Origin of the sequence: Pseudoroseomonas cervicalis ATCC 49957, assembly GCF_000164635.1 — a bacterium.
In the GTDB taxonomy this organism is placed as follows: domain Bacteria; phylum Pseudomonadota; class Alphaproteobacteria; order Acetobacterales; family Acetobacteraceae; genus Pseudoroseomonas; species Pseudoroseomonas cervicalis.
Window position 1 is genome coordinate 784878 of record NZ_GG770777.1, and the last position, 14525, is coordinate 799402.

13 protein-coding genes and 1 pseudogene are annotated in these 14525 nt (G+C 70.1%); 8 read left to right on the forward strand and 6 right to left on the reverse strand.

All coding sequences use genetic code 11. The annotated features are described in order from the left end of the window. Nucleotides 1-152: 152 nt before the first annotated feature. Nucleotides 153-1571 carry an Nramp family divalent metal transporter gene (locus HMPREF0731_RS03395; protein ID WP_007002617.1) on the reverse strand — a complete coding sequence of 473 codons (1419 nt, stop codon included), beginning with the start codon at nucleotides 1569-1571 and terminating at the stop codon, nucleotides 153-155. A 253-nt stretch (nucleotides 1572-1824) separates the two neighbouring features. On the opposite strand from HMPREF0731_RS03395, the gene parC reads away from it, so the two are divergent. Next, entirely contained in the window at nucleotides 1825-4062 is a 2238-nt protein-coding gene (parC, locus tag HMPREF0731_RS03400; protein ID WP_007002618.1) for a DNA topoisomerase IV subunit A, read from the forward strand. 131 nt (nucleotides 4063-4193) lie between these two features. On the opposite strand, the gene HMPREF0731_RS03405 is transcribed toward parC, so the two are convergent. From HMPREF0731_RS03405 to HMPREF0731_RS03415, 3 genes are read right to left on the reverse strand one after another with little or no spacing between them, the layout of a single operon-like run. Next, nucleotides 4194-4661: a GNAT family N-acetyltransferase gene (locus tag HMPREF0731_RS03405; protein WP_157135911.1), complete on the reverse strand. Its 468-nt coding sequence runs from the start codon at nucleotides 4659-4661 to the stop codon at nucleotides 4194-4196. A gap of 17 nt (nucleotides 4662-4678) precedes the next feature. Continuing rightward, nucleotides 4679-5224: a glutathione peroxidase gene (locus HMPREF0731_RS03410; RefSeq protein ID WP_007002621.1), complete on the reverse strand. Its 546-nt coding sequence runs from the start codon at nucleotides 5222-5224 to the stop codon at nucleotides 4679-4681. Beyond that, nucleotides 5217-5885 (reverse strand): sulfite oxidase-like oxidoreductase, encoded by a 669-nt coding sequence (locus HMPREF0731_RS03415; RefSeq protein WP_007002622.1) that lies wholly within the window; start codon nucleotides 5883-5885, stop codon nucleotides 5217-5219. The genes HMPREF0731_RS03410 and HMPREF0731_RS03415 overlap by 8 nt, the downstream gene beginning before the upstream one ends. Before the next feature lie 85 nt (nucleotides 5886-5970). On the opposite strand from HMPREF0731_RS03415, the gene ggt reads away from it, so the two are divergent. Next, a complete protein-coding gene (gene ggt / locus HMPREF0731_RS03420; RefSeq protein ID WP_040611892.1) occupies nucleotides 5971-7701 on the forward strand; it encodes a gamma-glutamyltransferase in 1731 nt (576 codons plus the stop codon). Nucleotides 7702-7941: 240 nt separating this feature from the next. Here the strand turns inward: ggt and HMPREF0731_RS03425 are convergent, their stop codons facing one another. Next, the gene (locus HMPREF0731_RS03425) at nucleotides 7942-9663 is read right to left on the reverse strand and encodes a thiamine pyrophosphate-dependent enzyme (RefSeq protein ID WP_245538237.1); all 1722 of its coding nucleotides are present in this window, start codon (nucleotides 9661-9663) and stop codon (nucleotides 7942-7944) included. Between the two features lie 237 nt (nucleotides 9664-9900). Here HMPREF0731_RS03425 and HMPREF0731_RS03430 point away from each other — a divergent pair, with 237 nt between their 5' ends. The 6 genes from HMPREF0731_RS03430 (at nucleotide 9901) to HMPREF0731_RS03455 (ending at nucleotide 13922) form a co-directional block, all read left to right on the forward strand. After that, nucleotides 9901-10155, forward strand: coding sequence for an Lrp/AsnC ligand binding domain-containing protein (locus HMPREF0731_RS03430; protein ID WP_007002625.1), 255 nt, complete (start codon nucleotides 9901-9903; stop codon nucleotides 10153-10155). Nucleotides 10156-10261: 106 nt separating this feature from the next. Next, nucleotides 10262-10537 (forward strand): hypothetical protein, encoded by a 276-nt coding sequence (locus HMPREF0731_RS03435; RefSeq protein ID WP_007002626.1) that lies wholly within the window; start codon nucleotides 10262-10264, stop codon nucleotides 10535-10537. Nucleotides 10538-10898: 361 nt separating this feature from the next. Then, entirely contained in the window at nucleotides 10899-12110 is a 1212-nt protein-coding gene (locus tag HMPREF0731_RS03440; protein ID WP_007002627.1) for an NADP-dependent isocitrate dehydrogenase, read from the forward strand. Further along, on the forward strand, nucleotides 12110-12577 hold the full coding sequence (locus HMPREF0731_RS03445) for a hypothetical protein (protein ID WP_007002628.1): 468 nt from the start codon (nucleotides 12110-12112) through the stop codon (nucleotides 12575-12577). Before HMPREF0731_RS03440 ends, HMPREF0731_RS03445 begins: the two co-directional genes overlap by 1 nt. 60 nt (nucleotides 12578-12637) lie before the next feature. Then, nucleotides 12638-13324, forward strand: coding sequence for a DUF599 domain-containing protein (locus HMPREF0731_RS03450; RefSeq protein WP_007002629.1), 687 nt, complete (start codon nucleotides 12638-12640; stop codon nucleotides 13322-13324). A gap of 46 nt (nucleotides 13325-13370) precedes the next feature. After that, nucleotides 13371-13922, forward strand: coding sequence for a hypothetical protein (locus HMPREF0731_RS03455; protein ID WP_007002630.1), 552 nt, complete (start codon nucleotides 13371-13373; stop codon nucleotides 13920-13922). Nucleotides 13923-13940: 18 nt separating this feature from the next. Here HMPREF0731_RS03455 and HMPREF0731_RS03460 read toward each other — a convergent pair. Beyond that, a pseudogene (locus HMPREF0731_RS03460) lies at nucleotides 13941-14525 on the reverse strand (ATP-binding protein); the annotation flags it as partial.

The window sequence follows — 14525 nt, forward strand, 5'->3', positions numbered from 1 at the left end:
GCGGCTCGGCCTGCCGCCCCTGCCGATGCGCGATCTGGTGCTGCATTCGCGCATCGGCGGCGCCGGCGCCGAGGCGCTGCGCCGCCTGGTGGAAGCGATCCGCGCGACGGCGCGGCCCGGCTGAGCGGGCCGCGCCATGGCTTCGCCCGGCCTCAGACCAGCTTGAACGCCGCCAGCCCGGTGTAGATCCCGAGCAGCACGATGGCGATGCTGCTGACCACCAGCAGCGCGTTGAACAGCCCGCCGCCATAGAGGCGCGGATCGGTCTCGGTGCGGCGCAGATGCCAGACGGCGACGACGACGGCGAGCAGGAAGATGCCGGTGGCGACGCCGCCGATCTGCACCATCAGCACCGGCGAGCGCATGAACAGATAGGCCAGGCCCCAGACCAGCGGCAGGCCGATGGTGAAGCCGCGGATCCAGCGCAGCCGCGCCGCGGTGTCGTGCCAGTCCAGCACCTTCAGCTCGGCCAGCAGATTGACATACATGCGCGACCAGCTCGGCACCGCGGCCCAGAGGGTGGAGCCCAGCACCACCACCGCGCCCATCAGGAAGACCAGCCCGGCCCATTCGCCCAGCGTGTCGGTGTACATGCGCGACAGCGCCGTGATCATCTCGTTGCCCTGCGGCACCACGCCCTGCGGGTGCAGCACGGCGGCGCCCATGATGAAGAAGGCGATGGTGCCGAAGGTGTAGATCACCCAGGACAGGAAAGCGTCCTTGTACATGACGCGGATCCAGCCCTTGGCGCGGCGCTGCCAGGCCTCGCTGCCATCGTTCGGGCCGACATGGCGGGCATAGCCCTTCTCGATGCACCAATAGGTGTAGAAGGTCAGCTCGTCGGCGCCGACGCCGGTGATGCCGAACATGGCGATGGCGGCGCCGATGGCGCCCACCGGGATCGCCAGCGACAGGCCGCCGGCGATGTCGTCCATCGAATAGGCGAAGGGGGTGAAGGGCAGGCCGAAGGCGATGCCGATGGTGATGAAGGAGAACACCACCACCAGCAGCCCGGCGCCGTGCTCGATGCGGCTGTACTTGTTGCTGTAGAGCAGCGCGATGCTGCCGAGCGCCACGATCGCGGTCCACAGGCCGAGCGAGGCGCTGCCCATCGGCTCGCCCACCAGCGGCATCATGATGCTGAGCGCCAGCGCCACGCCGCCGACGACGCCGCCCATCTGCAGCACCTTGGACAAGGCCATCAGCGCCCAGAGCAGGTTGATCCAGCTCAGCCCGAAAATCTTCGGCCCGACCTTGTTGTAGCCGGTCAGCGCCGGCTGGCCGGTGGAGATGCACCAGCGCGCCAGCTCGACCTGCACCGCCACCTTCACGAAGGTGCTGAAGATGACCATCCACAGCAGCGCGAAGCCCACCGTGGCGCCGAGGGTGGTGGTGACGATCAGCTCGCCCGAGCCGACGATGGAGGCGCTGAGGATCAGCCCCGGCCCGAGATGCCGCAGCGAGTGCCGCCAGCCCACCGGCGGCTCCATGATCCCGTCCTTGGTGAGGCGATAGGGGTCCTCCGGCGCCGCCACCTCACGGTGCGCGGCGGCCGCTGCATGGGCGCTCATTCCAGTCCATTCTCCCGGTTGCCGCTGTTCTTGGGATGCGCGCGGCGGTTGTCCGACGACTATGGACGGCGCGATCCGGGGGGTCACCCCGGCGCGGCCGCCGATGCCGGGGTCGTGAAGCGGTTGCCGGGCGGTTTTGTTCGCTCTATGTTCCTGATCTGCTCCGGTGCGGCGCGGCCTGCCCCCTGGCGCCGCCGCCCGCGCTGCGCTAGCCCGCGCCTGATCCGCCCCCGCGCCTGCCTGGAGGTCCGCCATGCCCGACGATCTGACGACGCTGCCCGAAGGCGGAGAAGTGAGGCCGACGCATCTGGCCGACGCCCTGTCCGAGCGCTACCTGGCCTATGCCATGTCCACCATCACGGCGCGCTCCCTGCCGGATGTGCGGGACGGGCTGAAGCCGGTGCATCGCCGGCTGCTCTGGGCCATGCACCAGCTGCGGCTGGACCCGGCGGCGGGCTTCAAGAAATGCGCCCGCATCGTCGGCGACGTGATGGGCAAATACCACCCGCATGGCGATGCGGCGATCTACGACGCCATGGTGCGCCTCGCCCAGGAATTCGCCGCGCGCTACCCGCTGGTCGAGGGCCAGGGCAATTTCGGCAATATCGACGGCGATAACGCCGCGGCCATGCGCTACACCGAGGCGCGGCTGACCGAGATCGCCAAGGCGATGCTGGAAGGCATCGAGGAGAACGCGGTCGATTTCCGCGCCACCTATGATGGCGAGGAGCAGGAGCCGATCGTGCTGCCCGCCGCCTTCCCGAACCTGCTGGCCAATGGCGCGGCCGGTATCGCGGTGGGCATGGCGACCTCGATCCCGCCGCACAATGCGGGCGAGCTCTGCGCCGCCGCGCTGGTGCTGATCGACAACCCCAAGGCCGAGTTGGACGAGTTGCTGGCGGTGATGCCGGGGCCGGATTTCCCGACCGGCGGCGTGCTGGTGGAAAGCCCGGAGGCGATCCGCGAGGCCTATGCCACCGGCCGCGGCGGCTTCCGCATCCGCGCCCGCTGGGCCGAGGAGAAGCTGAAGAACGGCGCCTGGCAGATCATCGTCACCGAGATCCCCTACCAGGTCGCCAAATCCCGCCTGATCGAGCAGATCGCGCAGCTGATGGAGGAGAAGAAGCTCCCCCTGCTGGCCGATGTGCGCGACGAGAGCACCGATGTGGTGCGCATCGTGCTGGAGCCGAAGAGCCGCACGGTGGAGCCCGCCGTGCTGATGGAGACGCTGTTCCGCGCGACCTCGCTCGAGGCCCGCTTCCCGCTCAACATGAATGTGCTGGACGCCAGCCGCACCCCGCGCGTGATGGGGCTGCGCGAGGTGCTGCGCTGCTGGCTGGACCACCGCCACGTGGTGCTGGTCCGCCGCAGCGAGCACCGGCTGGCCGCCATCGCAAGGCGCCTCGAGATCCTCGAAGGCTATCTCATCGTCTATCTCAACCTCGACGAGGTGATCCGCATCATCCGCGAGGAGGACCATCCGAAGCCGGCGCTGATGGCGCGCTTCGCGCTGACCGAGACGCAGGCGGAAGCCATCCTCAACATGCGGCTGCGCTCCTTGCGCAAGCTGGAGGAGATGGAGATCCGCAAGGAGCACAAGAAGCTCAGCGCGGAGCAGAAATCCCTGCAGGCGCTGCTCGGCAGCGAGGGCAAGCGCTGGAAGCGCATCGCCGAGGAGATCGCCGCCACCCGCGCCCGTTTCGGCGAGGAGACCGAGCTTGGCCGCCGCCGCAGCACGCTGGACGCCGCACCCGCCGCGGTGGTGATCGACGAGCGCGCTTTCGTCGAGCGCGAGATGATCACCGTCATCCTCTCCGAGAAGGGCTGGATCCGCGCGGTGAAGGGCCACCTGCCGCCGGAGACCGAGCACAAGTTCAAGGAAGGCGACCGGCTGCGCGCCGCGCTGCATGCGGAGACCACCGACCGCATCTGCCTCTTCGCCACCAATGGCAAATGCTTCACGCTGAAGGCGGATGCCATTCCGCGCGGCCGTGGCGATGGCCAGCCGGTGCGGCTGATGGTGGACCTGACCAATGAGGATGAGGTGGTCAGCCTGTTCGTCTGGCGGCCGGAGAGGAAGTTCCTCGTCGCCGCCAGCGACGGGCGCGGCTTCGTCGTGAAGTCCGAGGACCTGACGGCGGAGAAGCGCACCGGCAAGCAGGTGCTGCTGGTGGACAGCCCGGTGGAGGCCGCGCGGCTGATCCCGGCCGAGGGTGATACCGTCGCCATCATCGGCGAGAACCGCAAGCTGCTGGTCTTCCCGCTGGAGCAGGTGCCCGAGATGGTGCGCGGCCGCGGCGTGACGCTGCAAGGCTACAAGGATGGCGGCATGGCCGATGTGAAGGTGTTCAGCGCGCGCGAGGGCCTGACCTGGAAGATCGGCGAGCGCGTGCGCATGGAGACGGACCTGACCACCTGGCGCGGCAACCGCGCCGGGGCGGGCAGGCAGCCGCCGAACGGGTTTCCCAAGACAAACAGATTCGGGGAGTAAGAATCTTCGTTCTTTTTTGAAAAAAAAGAACCAAAAAACTTTTGTTCGTTGGCGTCCCGCCTCAGGCCATAGGCGGGACGCCAAACTGAGAGAAGTCTTTTTGCTTCTTTTTCTTCAGAAAAAGAAGATTCTTAAATAGACTTCTTCATGTATCGGGCATCGTTGCCGTAGCTCACCAGCTTCTCCGCCAGCGCCGGCGCCTCCACCACCGCGAAGCCGTGCCGCTGCCAGAAGGGCACCGAGCCATGCACGGCCACCAGCGCCATCTCCGGCAGGCCCTGGGCGGCCTGGTCCAGCAGGGGCATCAGCCGACCCGCCGCGCCCAGGCCGCGCGCCTCGGGGCGCAGCGCCACATCGTGGATGTAGTAGCAGCCGGGCTGCTCCGGCAGCGCGCCGAGTGGCTCGTTCAGCGGCGGCGGGCGCAGGGAATGCCAGGGGTGGCTCAGCGCATAGCCCAGCGCCCTGCCCTCGCCTTCCAGCAGCCAGGCGCCGGCGGGGAACAGGCGCTGGCGCTCGGCCAGGACCGCGGCATCCTCGGGGAAGTCGGCATGCACGAGGTCGGCGATGGCCGTCATCGCCGGCAGGTCTTCGGGCGTCATCGGGCGCCACTCAGCCCTCATGCCAGCGCCGCCTCCAGCGCCCGGCGGAACTCGGCGCTGTCGGGCGCCACGCGGCTCGGGAACCAGTGGGCCAGGCGGCCGTCGCGGCCGACCAGATACTTGAAGAAGTTCCAGCGCGGTTCGCTGCCCTGGGTCGCGGCCCAGGCGAAGAAGGGGTGAGCCCGCGGCCCCTTCACATGGGCGGGCATGGCGAGGGGGAAGGCCACGCCGAAGGTCGCCTCACAGAAATCCTTGATGCTGTTGCTGTCCGACTGCTCCTGGTTGAAGTCGTTGGACGGCACGCCGAGCACCAGCAGCCCGCGCGGGCCATACTGCTCGTGCAGTGCCTGCAAGCCAGAAAATTGCGGGGCGAAGCCGCAGAAGCTGGCGGTGTTGACCACCAGCACCGGCTTGCCGCGCCATTCGCCCAGGTCGATGACGCCGCCCTCGATGCTGTCGAAGCGGAAGGCATGGCCACCGGCCTCGGTGGCGCGGGCCAGGGCGGGGGCCGCCAGCAGCAGCGGCGCCGCGCCCAGCAGGGCCCGGCGGGAGAGTTCAGCCATAGCGTTCCTCCATCCACGGGTCGCCCCGGTCATGATAGCCGCGCACCTCCCAGAAGCCCGGGCGGTTCTCGGCCAGGAAGGTGATGCGCTTCACCCATTTGGTGCTCTTCCAGAAATACAGATGCGGCACCACGACGCGCAGCGGGCCGCCATGCTGGCGGGTCAGGCGCTCGCCATCCCAGCTATGGGCCAGCAGGTTTTCGGGCCGCGCGAAATCCTCCAGCGTCAGGTTCGTGGTGTAGCCGTCATAGCCTTCGAAGCTGACGAATCTCGCCTCGGGCTGCGGCCGCGCGAGGTCGAGCAGCGTGGTCACGGCGACACCGTTCCAGCTGTTGGAATAGCGCGACCATTGGGTGACGCAGTGGATGTCGTTGACGCGGTCTTCCTGCGGCAGGGCGGTGAGGCCGGCCCAGTCCAGCGTCACCGGATTCTCCACCAGCCCGTCCAGCACCAGGCGGAAGCTGCCTTCCGGCACATTGGGCTGGATGCCGAGGTCAAGCACCGGGAAATCATGCACCCGGCGCTGGCCGGGGGGCAGGCGCTGCTCCTCCGGCCGGGCGTGCTGGCCGGTCAGCAGGCGGCCGGCACGGGCCCAGGCCTGCTTGGTCTCGACCAGCTTCTGGCGGATGCCGCCGCCGTCCTTGCCATCCTCGTCCTGCATCGGCTCTTCCCTTCCGCCTGCCCATAGGTGACGCGCGCCGCGCGGGATGCAAGCCTTGGCCATCCGAGCGGAGGAGTCTTGTCCCATGCGCACCACAACCCTGCTGCCCCTGCTCCCGCTGCTGGCCGCGCTCGCCGGGCCGGTGGCCGCGCAGGATCTGACCTCCGCCCCCGATGCGGCGCGCCGCCCGACCGAGCCGGTGCGCGCCCAGCTTCAGATGGTGGCGGTGGCGCATCCGCTGGCGGCCGAGGCGGCGCGCGAGGCGCTGCGCCAGGGCGGCTCGGCGGTGGATGCGGCGATCGCCGCGCAGGCGGTGCTGACGCTGGTGGAGCCGCAATCCTCCGGCATCGGCGGCGGCGCGCTGCTGCTGCACTGGAACAAGGCGCAGAACCGGCTGGCCGCCTGGGATGGGCGGGAGACGGCGCCGGAGGCCGCCACCCCGGCCCTGTTCCTGCGCCCCGACGGCACCCCGCTCTCCTTCTACGAGGCGGTGCTGTCCGGCCGCAGCGTCGGCGTGCCCGGCGTCATGCCGATGCTGGAGGAAGCCCACCGCGCCGAGGGCCGCCTGCCCTGGGCGCGCCTGTTCGACGCCGCCATCCGCCTGGCTGAGGAGGGTTTCCCGATCTCGCCGCGCCTGGCCAACACCATCGCCGCGGATGTGGAGCGGCTGCGGCGCGACCCGGCGGCGGCGGCCTATTTCCTGACGCCGGAGGGGCAGCCCCTGCCCGCCGGCCATGTGCTGAAGAACCCGGCCCTGGCGCAAACGCTGCGCGCCCTGGCGGCGGAGGGCGCGGCGGCGCTGCAACGCGGCCCGATCGCCGCCGAGATCGTGGCGGCTGTCGCCCGTCATGGCGGCCAGGGCAATGGCATGAATGAGGCCGACCTCGCCAACTACCGCCCGCGCCAGCGCGAGGCGGTCTGCACCCTCTATCGCGAATACCGCGTCTGCGGCTTCCCGCCGCCTTCCTCGGGCGGGGTGGCGGTGGGGCAGATCCTCGGCGTGCTGGCGCATTTCCCGATGCCTTCGCTCGACCCGCGCGGGCCGGAGGCGGCGCATCTGCTGGCCGAGGCCGGGCGCCTCGCCTTCGCCGACCGCAACCTCTACCTGGCGGATGCCGACAAGACGCCGGTGCCGCTGCGCGGGCTGCTCGACCCCGCCTATCTGCGGCAGCGCGCGCAGCTGGTGGACCGCGAGCGCGCCAACCCGAACCCCCGCGCCGGCAACCCGGACTGGCGCCAGACGGGGCGCCTGGCGCCGATGCCGGAGCAGCCGGAGCATGGCACCAGCCACCTCTCCATCGTCGATGCCGCCGGCAACGCGCTGAGCATGACCACCACGGTGGAGGACGCCTTCGGCGCCCGGCTGATGGTGCGCGGCTTCGTGCTGAACAACGAGCTGACCGATTTCTCCTTCCGCCCGGAGGTCGATGGCCGCCCCGTCGCCAACCGGGTCGAAGGCGGCAAGCGCCCGCGCTCCTCCATGGCGCCGACCCTGGTCTTCGATGCCGAGGGCCGCTTTTTCGCGGCGGTGGGCTCGCCCGGCGGGGCGCGCATCATCGGTTATGTGGCGCAGACCCTGGTCGGGCTGCTCGACTGGCAGCTGGACCCGCAGGCCGCCGTGTCGCTGCGCCGCATCGGCACGCTGGGCGGCGCGGTGGAGCTGGAGGACGACACGCTGGCCGGCGAACTCCAGGCGCGTGGCCACCGCGTCGAGGTGAAGCCCATGCCCTCCGGCCTGCAGGCCATCGTGATGACGCCGCAAGGCCTGCTCGGCGGCGCCGACCCCCGCCGCGAGGGGGTCGCGCTCGGGGATTGATTCGATCGGCTGCCGGTCAGGGCCGAAACGAGAGGCGCGGCACGGGGGCTTCCGCTTCGGCCCAGGGGCGTTGGCTGGCCATGGCGGCCAGGGGCGGCGCCGTGCACCGGCCCGTGCTGCGGCTGCCCCCAAATGCAAACGGGGCGGAACTTCCGTCCCGCCCCGCATCGCTTGCTGGAGCCCGCAGGCCCCAGTGCCGCGCCCCGCCGCCCCACCGGACGGCGGCAGCCCAAAAAAAACTCAATGCTTCTTCACATTCCCCTGCGCGCGCAGATCCTCGATGGTCGCGCGGTGGGTCACCTGCTCGGGGTTCACCCGCACCTCGATCACCGCCGGCTTGCCGCTGGCCACCGCGCGCTGGAAGGCGGGCACCAGCTCGCCATCCTTCTCCACGGTCTCGCCATGGCCGCCGAAGCTCTCGACGAACTTGGCGAAATCCGGGTTGGTCAGCTTGGTGCCGGAGACGCGGCCGGGATAGGCGCGCTCCTGGTACATGCGGATCGTGCCGTACATGCCGTTGTTGAAGACGATGACGATCGGCGCGACCTCGGCCTGGAAGGCCGTCGCGATCTCCTGCCCCGTCATCAGGAAGCCGCCATCGCCCACCAGCCCGATGACGGTGCGGCCGGGGAAGCTGATCTTGGCGCCGATCGCGGCCGGCACGGCATAGCCCATGGCACCGTTGGTCGGGCCCAGGAACTCCTGCTGCTCGGTCATGTGCATGAAGCGGTTCGGCCAGGTGGCGAAATTGCCGGCGTCGCAGGTGAAGATGGTGTCGGCGGGCAGCACCTTCTCCAGCGCCTGCAGCTCGCGCGCCAGGTTCAGCGGGCCGGCATAGTCCGGCGCCTCGGCCTGCCTGGCGCGGGCGGCATGGACCTCCTTCGTCCAGGCCGACCAGCGGGCCGGGCCGGAGGCGGCGGGCAGCTGCGCCAGGGCCTCGGCGAAGGCGTTGATCTCGGCGGTGATGCCGAGCGCAGGGCGGTAGACGCGGCCGATCTCGGCCTGGTCCGGATAGACATGCACGATCTTCTGGCCGCCCTGGCCGGCCATGTCGAACAGGGTGTAGCCCTGGCTCACCGGCTCGCCGATGCGGGTGCCGAGCGCCAGGATCAGGTCGGCCTGCTTGGCCTTGGCCACCAGCCCGGCATCGGCGCCGACGCCGAGATCGCCGGCATAGTTCGGCAGGGTGCAGTCATACAGGCTCTGCCGGCGGAAGCCGACGGCGACCGGCAGGTCGCGCGCGACGCAGAATTCGCGGATGATGCGGCGGGTCTCGGCGCTCCAGCGCGAACCGCCGAGGACGACCAGCGGGCGCTCCGCCGCATCCAGCATCGAGAGCATCTTCTGCAGCGCGGCGGGCGAAGGGGCGGCGGGCGCCACCTCGGCCGGGCCGATATCCGGCACCTTTACCCGCACCTTCTGCATCTCCTCGGAGATGGCGACGACCACCGGGCCCGGGCGGCCGCTGGTCGCGACATCGAAGGCATGCGCCATCAGCTCGGGGATGCGGGCGGCATCGTCGATCTGCGTCACCCACTTCGCCACCGAGCCGAACATGCGGCGGTAATCGACCTCCTGGAAGCTCTCCCGGTCGGTCTCGGCGAAGGGGATCTGGCCGACGATCAGCACCAGCGGCGTGCTGTCCTGCATGGCGACATGCACGCCGATCGCGGCATGGCACGCGCCGGGGCCGCGGGTGACCAGCGCCACGCCGACACGGCCGGTCAGCTTGGCATGGGCCTCGGCCATGTTCACCGCGCCCGCCTCGAAGCGGCAGGTGGTGAGGTTGATCTTGTCGCTGTTGGCGTAAAGCCCGTCCAGCAGATCGAGATAGGATTCACCCGGCACGCAGAAGGCGTGGGTGACGCCCTGGGCCACCAGCGCATCGGCCAGCAGCTGGCCGCCGGTGCGCGGCTCCGTGGTGGTGGCACCGGTGCCGCTCTTGGTGATCCCGTCCATCATCGACATTTCCCCAGCCATTCATCAGACAAGCGGGGGCGGAGGTTAGTCCAGGGCGCGCAGCCCGGCCACCCCCTCTCGGGCGGGTTCGCGGCCGGGTTTCCAGGCGAGTGGCGACAGCGGCACCGGTGCCGCCGGGCGCCGCGCGATCGCCTCTTGCGGGAAGCGCGCGCGGCGGCGAAACAGGGGGTGCGGCGACGCCGCCCTTTGCCCCCGTCCTTTGCCGAGGTGCCCCCCGCCATGCGCGCCATTTTCGTCCAGATCAAATGCGAGATGGGCCGCTCCTACCAGGTGGCCCGCGAGATGGCGGACACCATCGAGGAGCTGTCGGAGATGCACTCCACCTCCGGACAGTACGATCTGCTGGGCAAGTTCTATCTTGAAGACGGCCAGGATATTGGCCTGTTCGTGGTGGAGCGGGTGCAGGCCGTGGCCGGGGTGAAGGACACCTACACCATCCAGACCTTCAACGCCTTCTCCGGCCCGAAGGCCTGACACGGCGCGGCGAAGCGCCGCGCCCGCGCTGCCTTGCTTTGACCTTTATTCCGTCATGGCAATGCCTAACCGGCAGTTCACTCTTCCAGCAGGAGGAGAGAAAGCCATGCGACCCATCCTTCCCACCCTGTTCCTCGGCAGCGCCCTGGTGCTGGCCGGCTGCCAGCACCCCGATGGCAGCACCGACTGGGGCAGCACCGTGGCGCTCGGCGCCGGCGCGGCGCTGGTCACCGGCCTGGCCGTCGCCGCGGCGGACAGCAACAACCGCGAGCGGCGCGCCGAGCGCCGTTATTACGAGCGCCGCCACTACAGCCATGGCTATCAGCGCGGCTACGGGCATGGCTATTACGGCCGGCCCTCCTACCACCATCGCCGCTGGTAGCCGGGCGGCCCGCCGGCGCGGGATGGCCGGTGCCACGGACGGGCGGGGGAACCGGCCCGGCCGCGGCGCGCATGCGGTGCAGCGCCGGAGACGATGCGCCCGGAACGCGGCACCCTGGGGGAGAGTCGCCGCCATGCACCCGGCGGTCCGATCCTAGCCAGCCCGGCGATTGCCCGCTTTGCCGGGCATCTCCTTTGTTGCGCGCCCCGTCGCGAAACCGGGACCGGCGCCATGCCACCGCCCCCGCCCTTGCCGCCTTCCTTCGCGGATGCGATTGTCCGGCGCGTCGCGCCGCCGGCGGCGCCGTGAGAACGGGACCCGGCCGGCGGGCAAGGAAAAATCTGTCCAGACGAGGATCGGCATGGCCAAGATCAAGGTAAAGAACCCCGTCGTCGAGCTCGACGGCGACGAGATGACCCGGATCATCTGGGGGTTCATCAAGGACAAGCTGATCAATCCCTATCTGGACGTCGACCTGAAGTACTACGACCTCGGCATCCAGTACCGCGACCAGACCGATGACCAGGTGACGGTCGACGCCGCCAATGCCATCAAGCAGTATGGCGTGGGCGTGAAGTGCGCGACCATCACCCCGGACGAGGCGCGGGTGAAGGAGTTCGGCCTGAAGAAGATGTGGAAGTCCCCGAACGGGACGATCCGCAACATCCTCGACGGCACCATCTTCCGCGAGCCGATCATCTGCCAGAACGTGCCCCGCCTGGTGCCGCACTGGACCAAGCCGATCGTGGTCGGCCGCCATGCCTATGGCGACATCTACCGCGCGGTGGAGATGAAGGTGCCGGGCGCCGGCACGGTGAAGATGACCTACATCGCCGAGAACGGCGAGACGCAGGAAATCGGCCAGTTCGACTTCAAGGGCCCGGGCGCTGCGATGATGCAGCACAACCTGAACAAGTCGATCGAGGGCTTCGCCCGCGCCTCCTTCAACTACGGCCTGGCGCGCGGCTATTCGGTGTACTTCAGCCACAAGAACACCATCCTGAAGGCCTATGACGGCAACTTCAAGGACATCTTCCGCGCCATCTACGACGCCGAGTTCAAGGCCGAGTTCGAGAAGAAGGGCCTCACCTATGAGGACCGCCTGATCGACGACATGGTGGCCTCCGCCCTGAAGTGGGAAGGCGGCTATATCTGGGCCTGCAAGAACTACGATGGCGACGTGCAGTCCGACATCGTGGCGCAGGGCTTCGGCAGCCTCGGCCTGATGACCTCCGTGCTGCTCTCCCCGGATGGCAACACGGTCGAGTCCGAGGCCGCGCACGGCACGGTGACGCGCCACTATCGCGAGCACCAGAAGGGCCGCGAGACCTCGACCAACCCGATCGCCTCGATCTTCGCCTGGACCCGCGGCCTCGCCTATCGCGGCAAGTTCGACGGCACCCAGGATGTGGTCGATTTCGCCAACGCGCTCGAGCAGGTCTGCATCGAGACGGTGGAGAGCGGCCACATGACCAAGGATCTGGCCGTGCTGATCGGCAAGGACCAGCCCTGGCTGAACACCCAGAACTTCCTCGCCAAGCTGGACGAGAACCTGAAGAAGAAGATGGGCTGATGCCTGTCCGGGCCGGGGCGCGGTGGCGGCCCGGCCTGCTCGGCCTCGCGCTGCTGCTGCCTGTGGCCGTGGCGCGGGCCGATTGCCTGGATTGGGACAGCCCTGAGCTCACCCGCGATGCGGGGGTGTTGCGGGGCTTTCCCCCCGGCCCCATCGCCTGGCGCAGCGGCCAGCGCCATTGGGGCGGCACCCACCGCGAGACCGCGATCGAACTGCGCTGGCACCGGGATGGCCGCGAGACCGTCCAGGTGATCTTCGCCGAGGTGCAGGACGGCACGCCCCGCCTGCGGCGCGACGGTCCGCGCCTGCTGCTGCGCATCGAATATTGCGAGACCCAAGGCGCCTGCCGCCCCACCACCCTGCCCTATCGCTGGAACCCGCAGAGCGGCCGTTTCGACGGCGCCAGCCCCGCCGCGCGGCAGGCGCTGGAGCATGACTGCGCGCCCGGTCCCGCCCCGCCCCGCTGAGGCCGCGCGGATGGACACGAAGTCAGGCGACGCGGCGCCGCGCCATGCTATGGGGGCGGCATGACGCTGCCGATCTCGCCGCTGGACGCCTTCGCCCTCACCCTCTTCGTGGCCTGCTGGATCGGCTACTCGGTGGTGGTGGACCGTGTGCCCAGCATCTACGCCCGCAGCGTCATCGCCGCGATGAACGAGCACCGCCGCCGCTGGATGCGCGAGGTGCTGCACCGGGACAACCGCATCTCGGACATCAGCATCATCGGCAACCTGATGACCTCCACCTCCTTCCTGGCCAACACCAGCATCTTCATCCTGGGCGGCCTGGTGGCGATGCTGGGGGCGCCGGATATCGGCCGGCGGATCTTCGGCGTGCTGCCCTTCGCCGAGCTGCCGCCGAGCGAGGAGGCGTGGGAGATCCGCATCTTCCTGCTGATCTTCATCTTCGTGCGCGCCTTCTTCGAGCTGACCTGGGCGCTGCGCCAGTTCAACTATTGCAGCATCTGCGTGGGCGGGCTGCCGATGGGCGAGGCCGGGCTGGCCCAGGCCGAGGTCGCGGCCGAGGTCGCCAACCGCGCCGCGCGCCATTTCAACACCGGGCTGCGCGCCTATTACTTCGGCCTGGCGGCGCTGGCCTGGATCCTGCACCCGCTGGCGCTCGCCTTGGCCTCGCTGCTGGTGCTGCGGGAGCTGCACCGGCGGGAGTTCCGCTCCGTCGTGCGCGACGCCCTGGCCCGCCCCGCCGAGGGCTGACGCGCTGCTGACTTGACGGGCTGTCGAAACGGGTCTGTCTGGCGCGATGCGATCCCCCCGCCTTTTCCCCGCCCCTGTCCTGGCCGGCGCGCTGCTGGCGGCCCTGGCCGCCATGTCGCCGGCCAGCGCCGCCGAGCTGCGCGTGACGGCGCCCCCCGGCTACAGCGCGACCCCGATGGCCCCCACCGGCCAGCAGACCGCGCGCTACGCGGTGCGCAAGCCGGGCGACCCGGAGGATGGCGGCTGCCAGGTCGCCTACAGCCCGGCGCCGCAGAATCGCGGCATGAGCCAGGAGGATCTGAATGCGCGGATCCGCAGCCCCGGCTGGCAGAGCATCGAGCGGGTCCGGCTGGAACCGATCTACGCGATCCGCGGCCTGAACACGGTGGAGCTGGGCCACCGCACCGGCTTGCAGATCCAGGCGGATTTCAAGCCGCTGCCCTCGCTGCCGCCGCGCGCGCAGCAGCTGCGCAGCCTCTTCGCCATTGTCGAAAGCCCGCAGGGCCGCACCCTCGCCGTCTGCGTCTTCGAGAAGGCGGAGGCCGATGCGCGCCAGGGCGAGTTCCTGGCGCTGCTGCGCGGCATCACCGCGCCCTGACGGCAAGCGGGGCGGCGCTCAGCCCGGCGCCGTCTCGTGCCCCAGCTCGACCAGCGCGACGATGCGCCGCCCCTGCGCGTCGGGGCGGCAGACGATGGCGCCCTGCTCCTCCATATAGGCCAGCACCCGCCGCGCCCGGCCGACCGAGCGGGTGCCATAGGCCTGGGCGATGGTCTCGTCGGACGGACAGGGCGCGCCCTCCAGCGCGGCACGGGCCAGCAGCAGATAGACACCCTGCACATCCTCGGGCAGCGACGCCGCGCGCGCCTCGATGCGCTGCCATTCCTCGCCCTCCGCCGCCTCGGCGCTGATGCCGGCGCGCGCCACCGCCAGCATGCGGCGGAAGGCCGGGATCTCCGGCGGCTTGCCGGGCACGGCATGGATGCGCAGCCGCACCAGGAAATCCTGGTAGAGCACCGAGGTGTTGCGGAACGCCGCCTCCGGCTCCGCCAGCACCTGGCGCAGGATTTCTTCGAGTCTGCGCTTGCGGGCGGCGCGTTCTTCCGCGCTGGGCTCGGGCTCGGCGCGGGGGACGGGCATGGTCGGGCGGGCCTGGGCCAGCTGCGCCAGGATGTCCGGGGCCGGCGCCGGGGGCGGGCGGCG

Bases quoted from the DNA above. Each gene is read 5' to 3' on its own strand.
- HMPREF0731_RS03395 (WP_007002617.1), bottom strand. From the start codon at position 1,571: ATGAGCGCCCATGCAGCGGCCGCCGCGCACCGTGAGGTGGCGGCGCCG.
- parC (WP_007002618.1), top strand. From the start codon at position 1,825: ATGCCCGACGATCTGACGACGCTGCCCGAAGGCGGAGAAGTGAGGCCG.
- HMPREF0731_RS03405 (WP_157135911.1), bottom strand. From the start codon at position 4,661: ATGACGCCCGAAGACCTGCCGGCGATGACGGCCATCGCCGACCTCGTG.
- HMPREF0731_RS03410 (WP_007002621.1), bottom strand. From the start codon at position 5,224: ATGGCTGAACTCTCCCGCCGGGCCCTGCTGGGCGCGGCGCCGCTGCTG.
- HMPREF0731_RS03415 (WP_007002622.1), bottom strand. From the start codon at position 5,885: ATGCAGGACGAGGATGGCAAGGACGGCGGCGGCATCCGCCAGAAGCTG.
- ggt (WP_040611892.1), top strand. From the start codon at position 5,971: ATGCGCACCACAACCCTGCTGCCCCTGCTCCCGCTGCTGGCCGCGCTC.
- HMPREF0731_RS03425 (WP_245538237.1), bottom strand. From the start codon at position 9,663: ATGATGGACGGGATCACCAAGAGCGGCACCGGTGCCACCACCACGGAG.
- HMPREF0731_RS03430 (WP_007002625.1), top strand. From the start codon at position 9,901: ATGCGCGCCATTTTCGTCCAGATCAAATGCGAGATGGGCCGCTCCTAC.
- HMPREF0731_RS03435 (WP_007002626.1), top strand. From the start codon at position 10,262: ATGCGACCCATCCTTCCCACCCTGTTCCTCGGCAGCGCCCTGGTGCTG.
- HMPREF0731_RS03440 (WP_007002627.1), top strand. From the start codon at position 10,899: ATGGCCAAGATCAAGGTAAAGAACCCCGTCGTCGAGCTCGACGGCGAC.
- HMPREF0731_RS03445 (WP_007002628.1), top strand. From the start codon at position 12,110: ATGCCTGTCCGGGCCGGGGCGCGGTGGCGGCCCGGCCTGCTCGGCCTC.
- HMPREF0731_RS03450 (WP_007002629.1), top strand. From the start codon at position 12,638: ATGACGCTGCCGATCTCGCCGCTGGACGCCTTCGCCCTCACCCTCTTC.
- HMPREF0731_RS03455 (WP_007002630.1), top strand. From the start codon at position 13,371: ATGCGATCCCCCCGCCTTTTCCCCGCCCCTGTCCTGGCCGGCGCGCTG.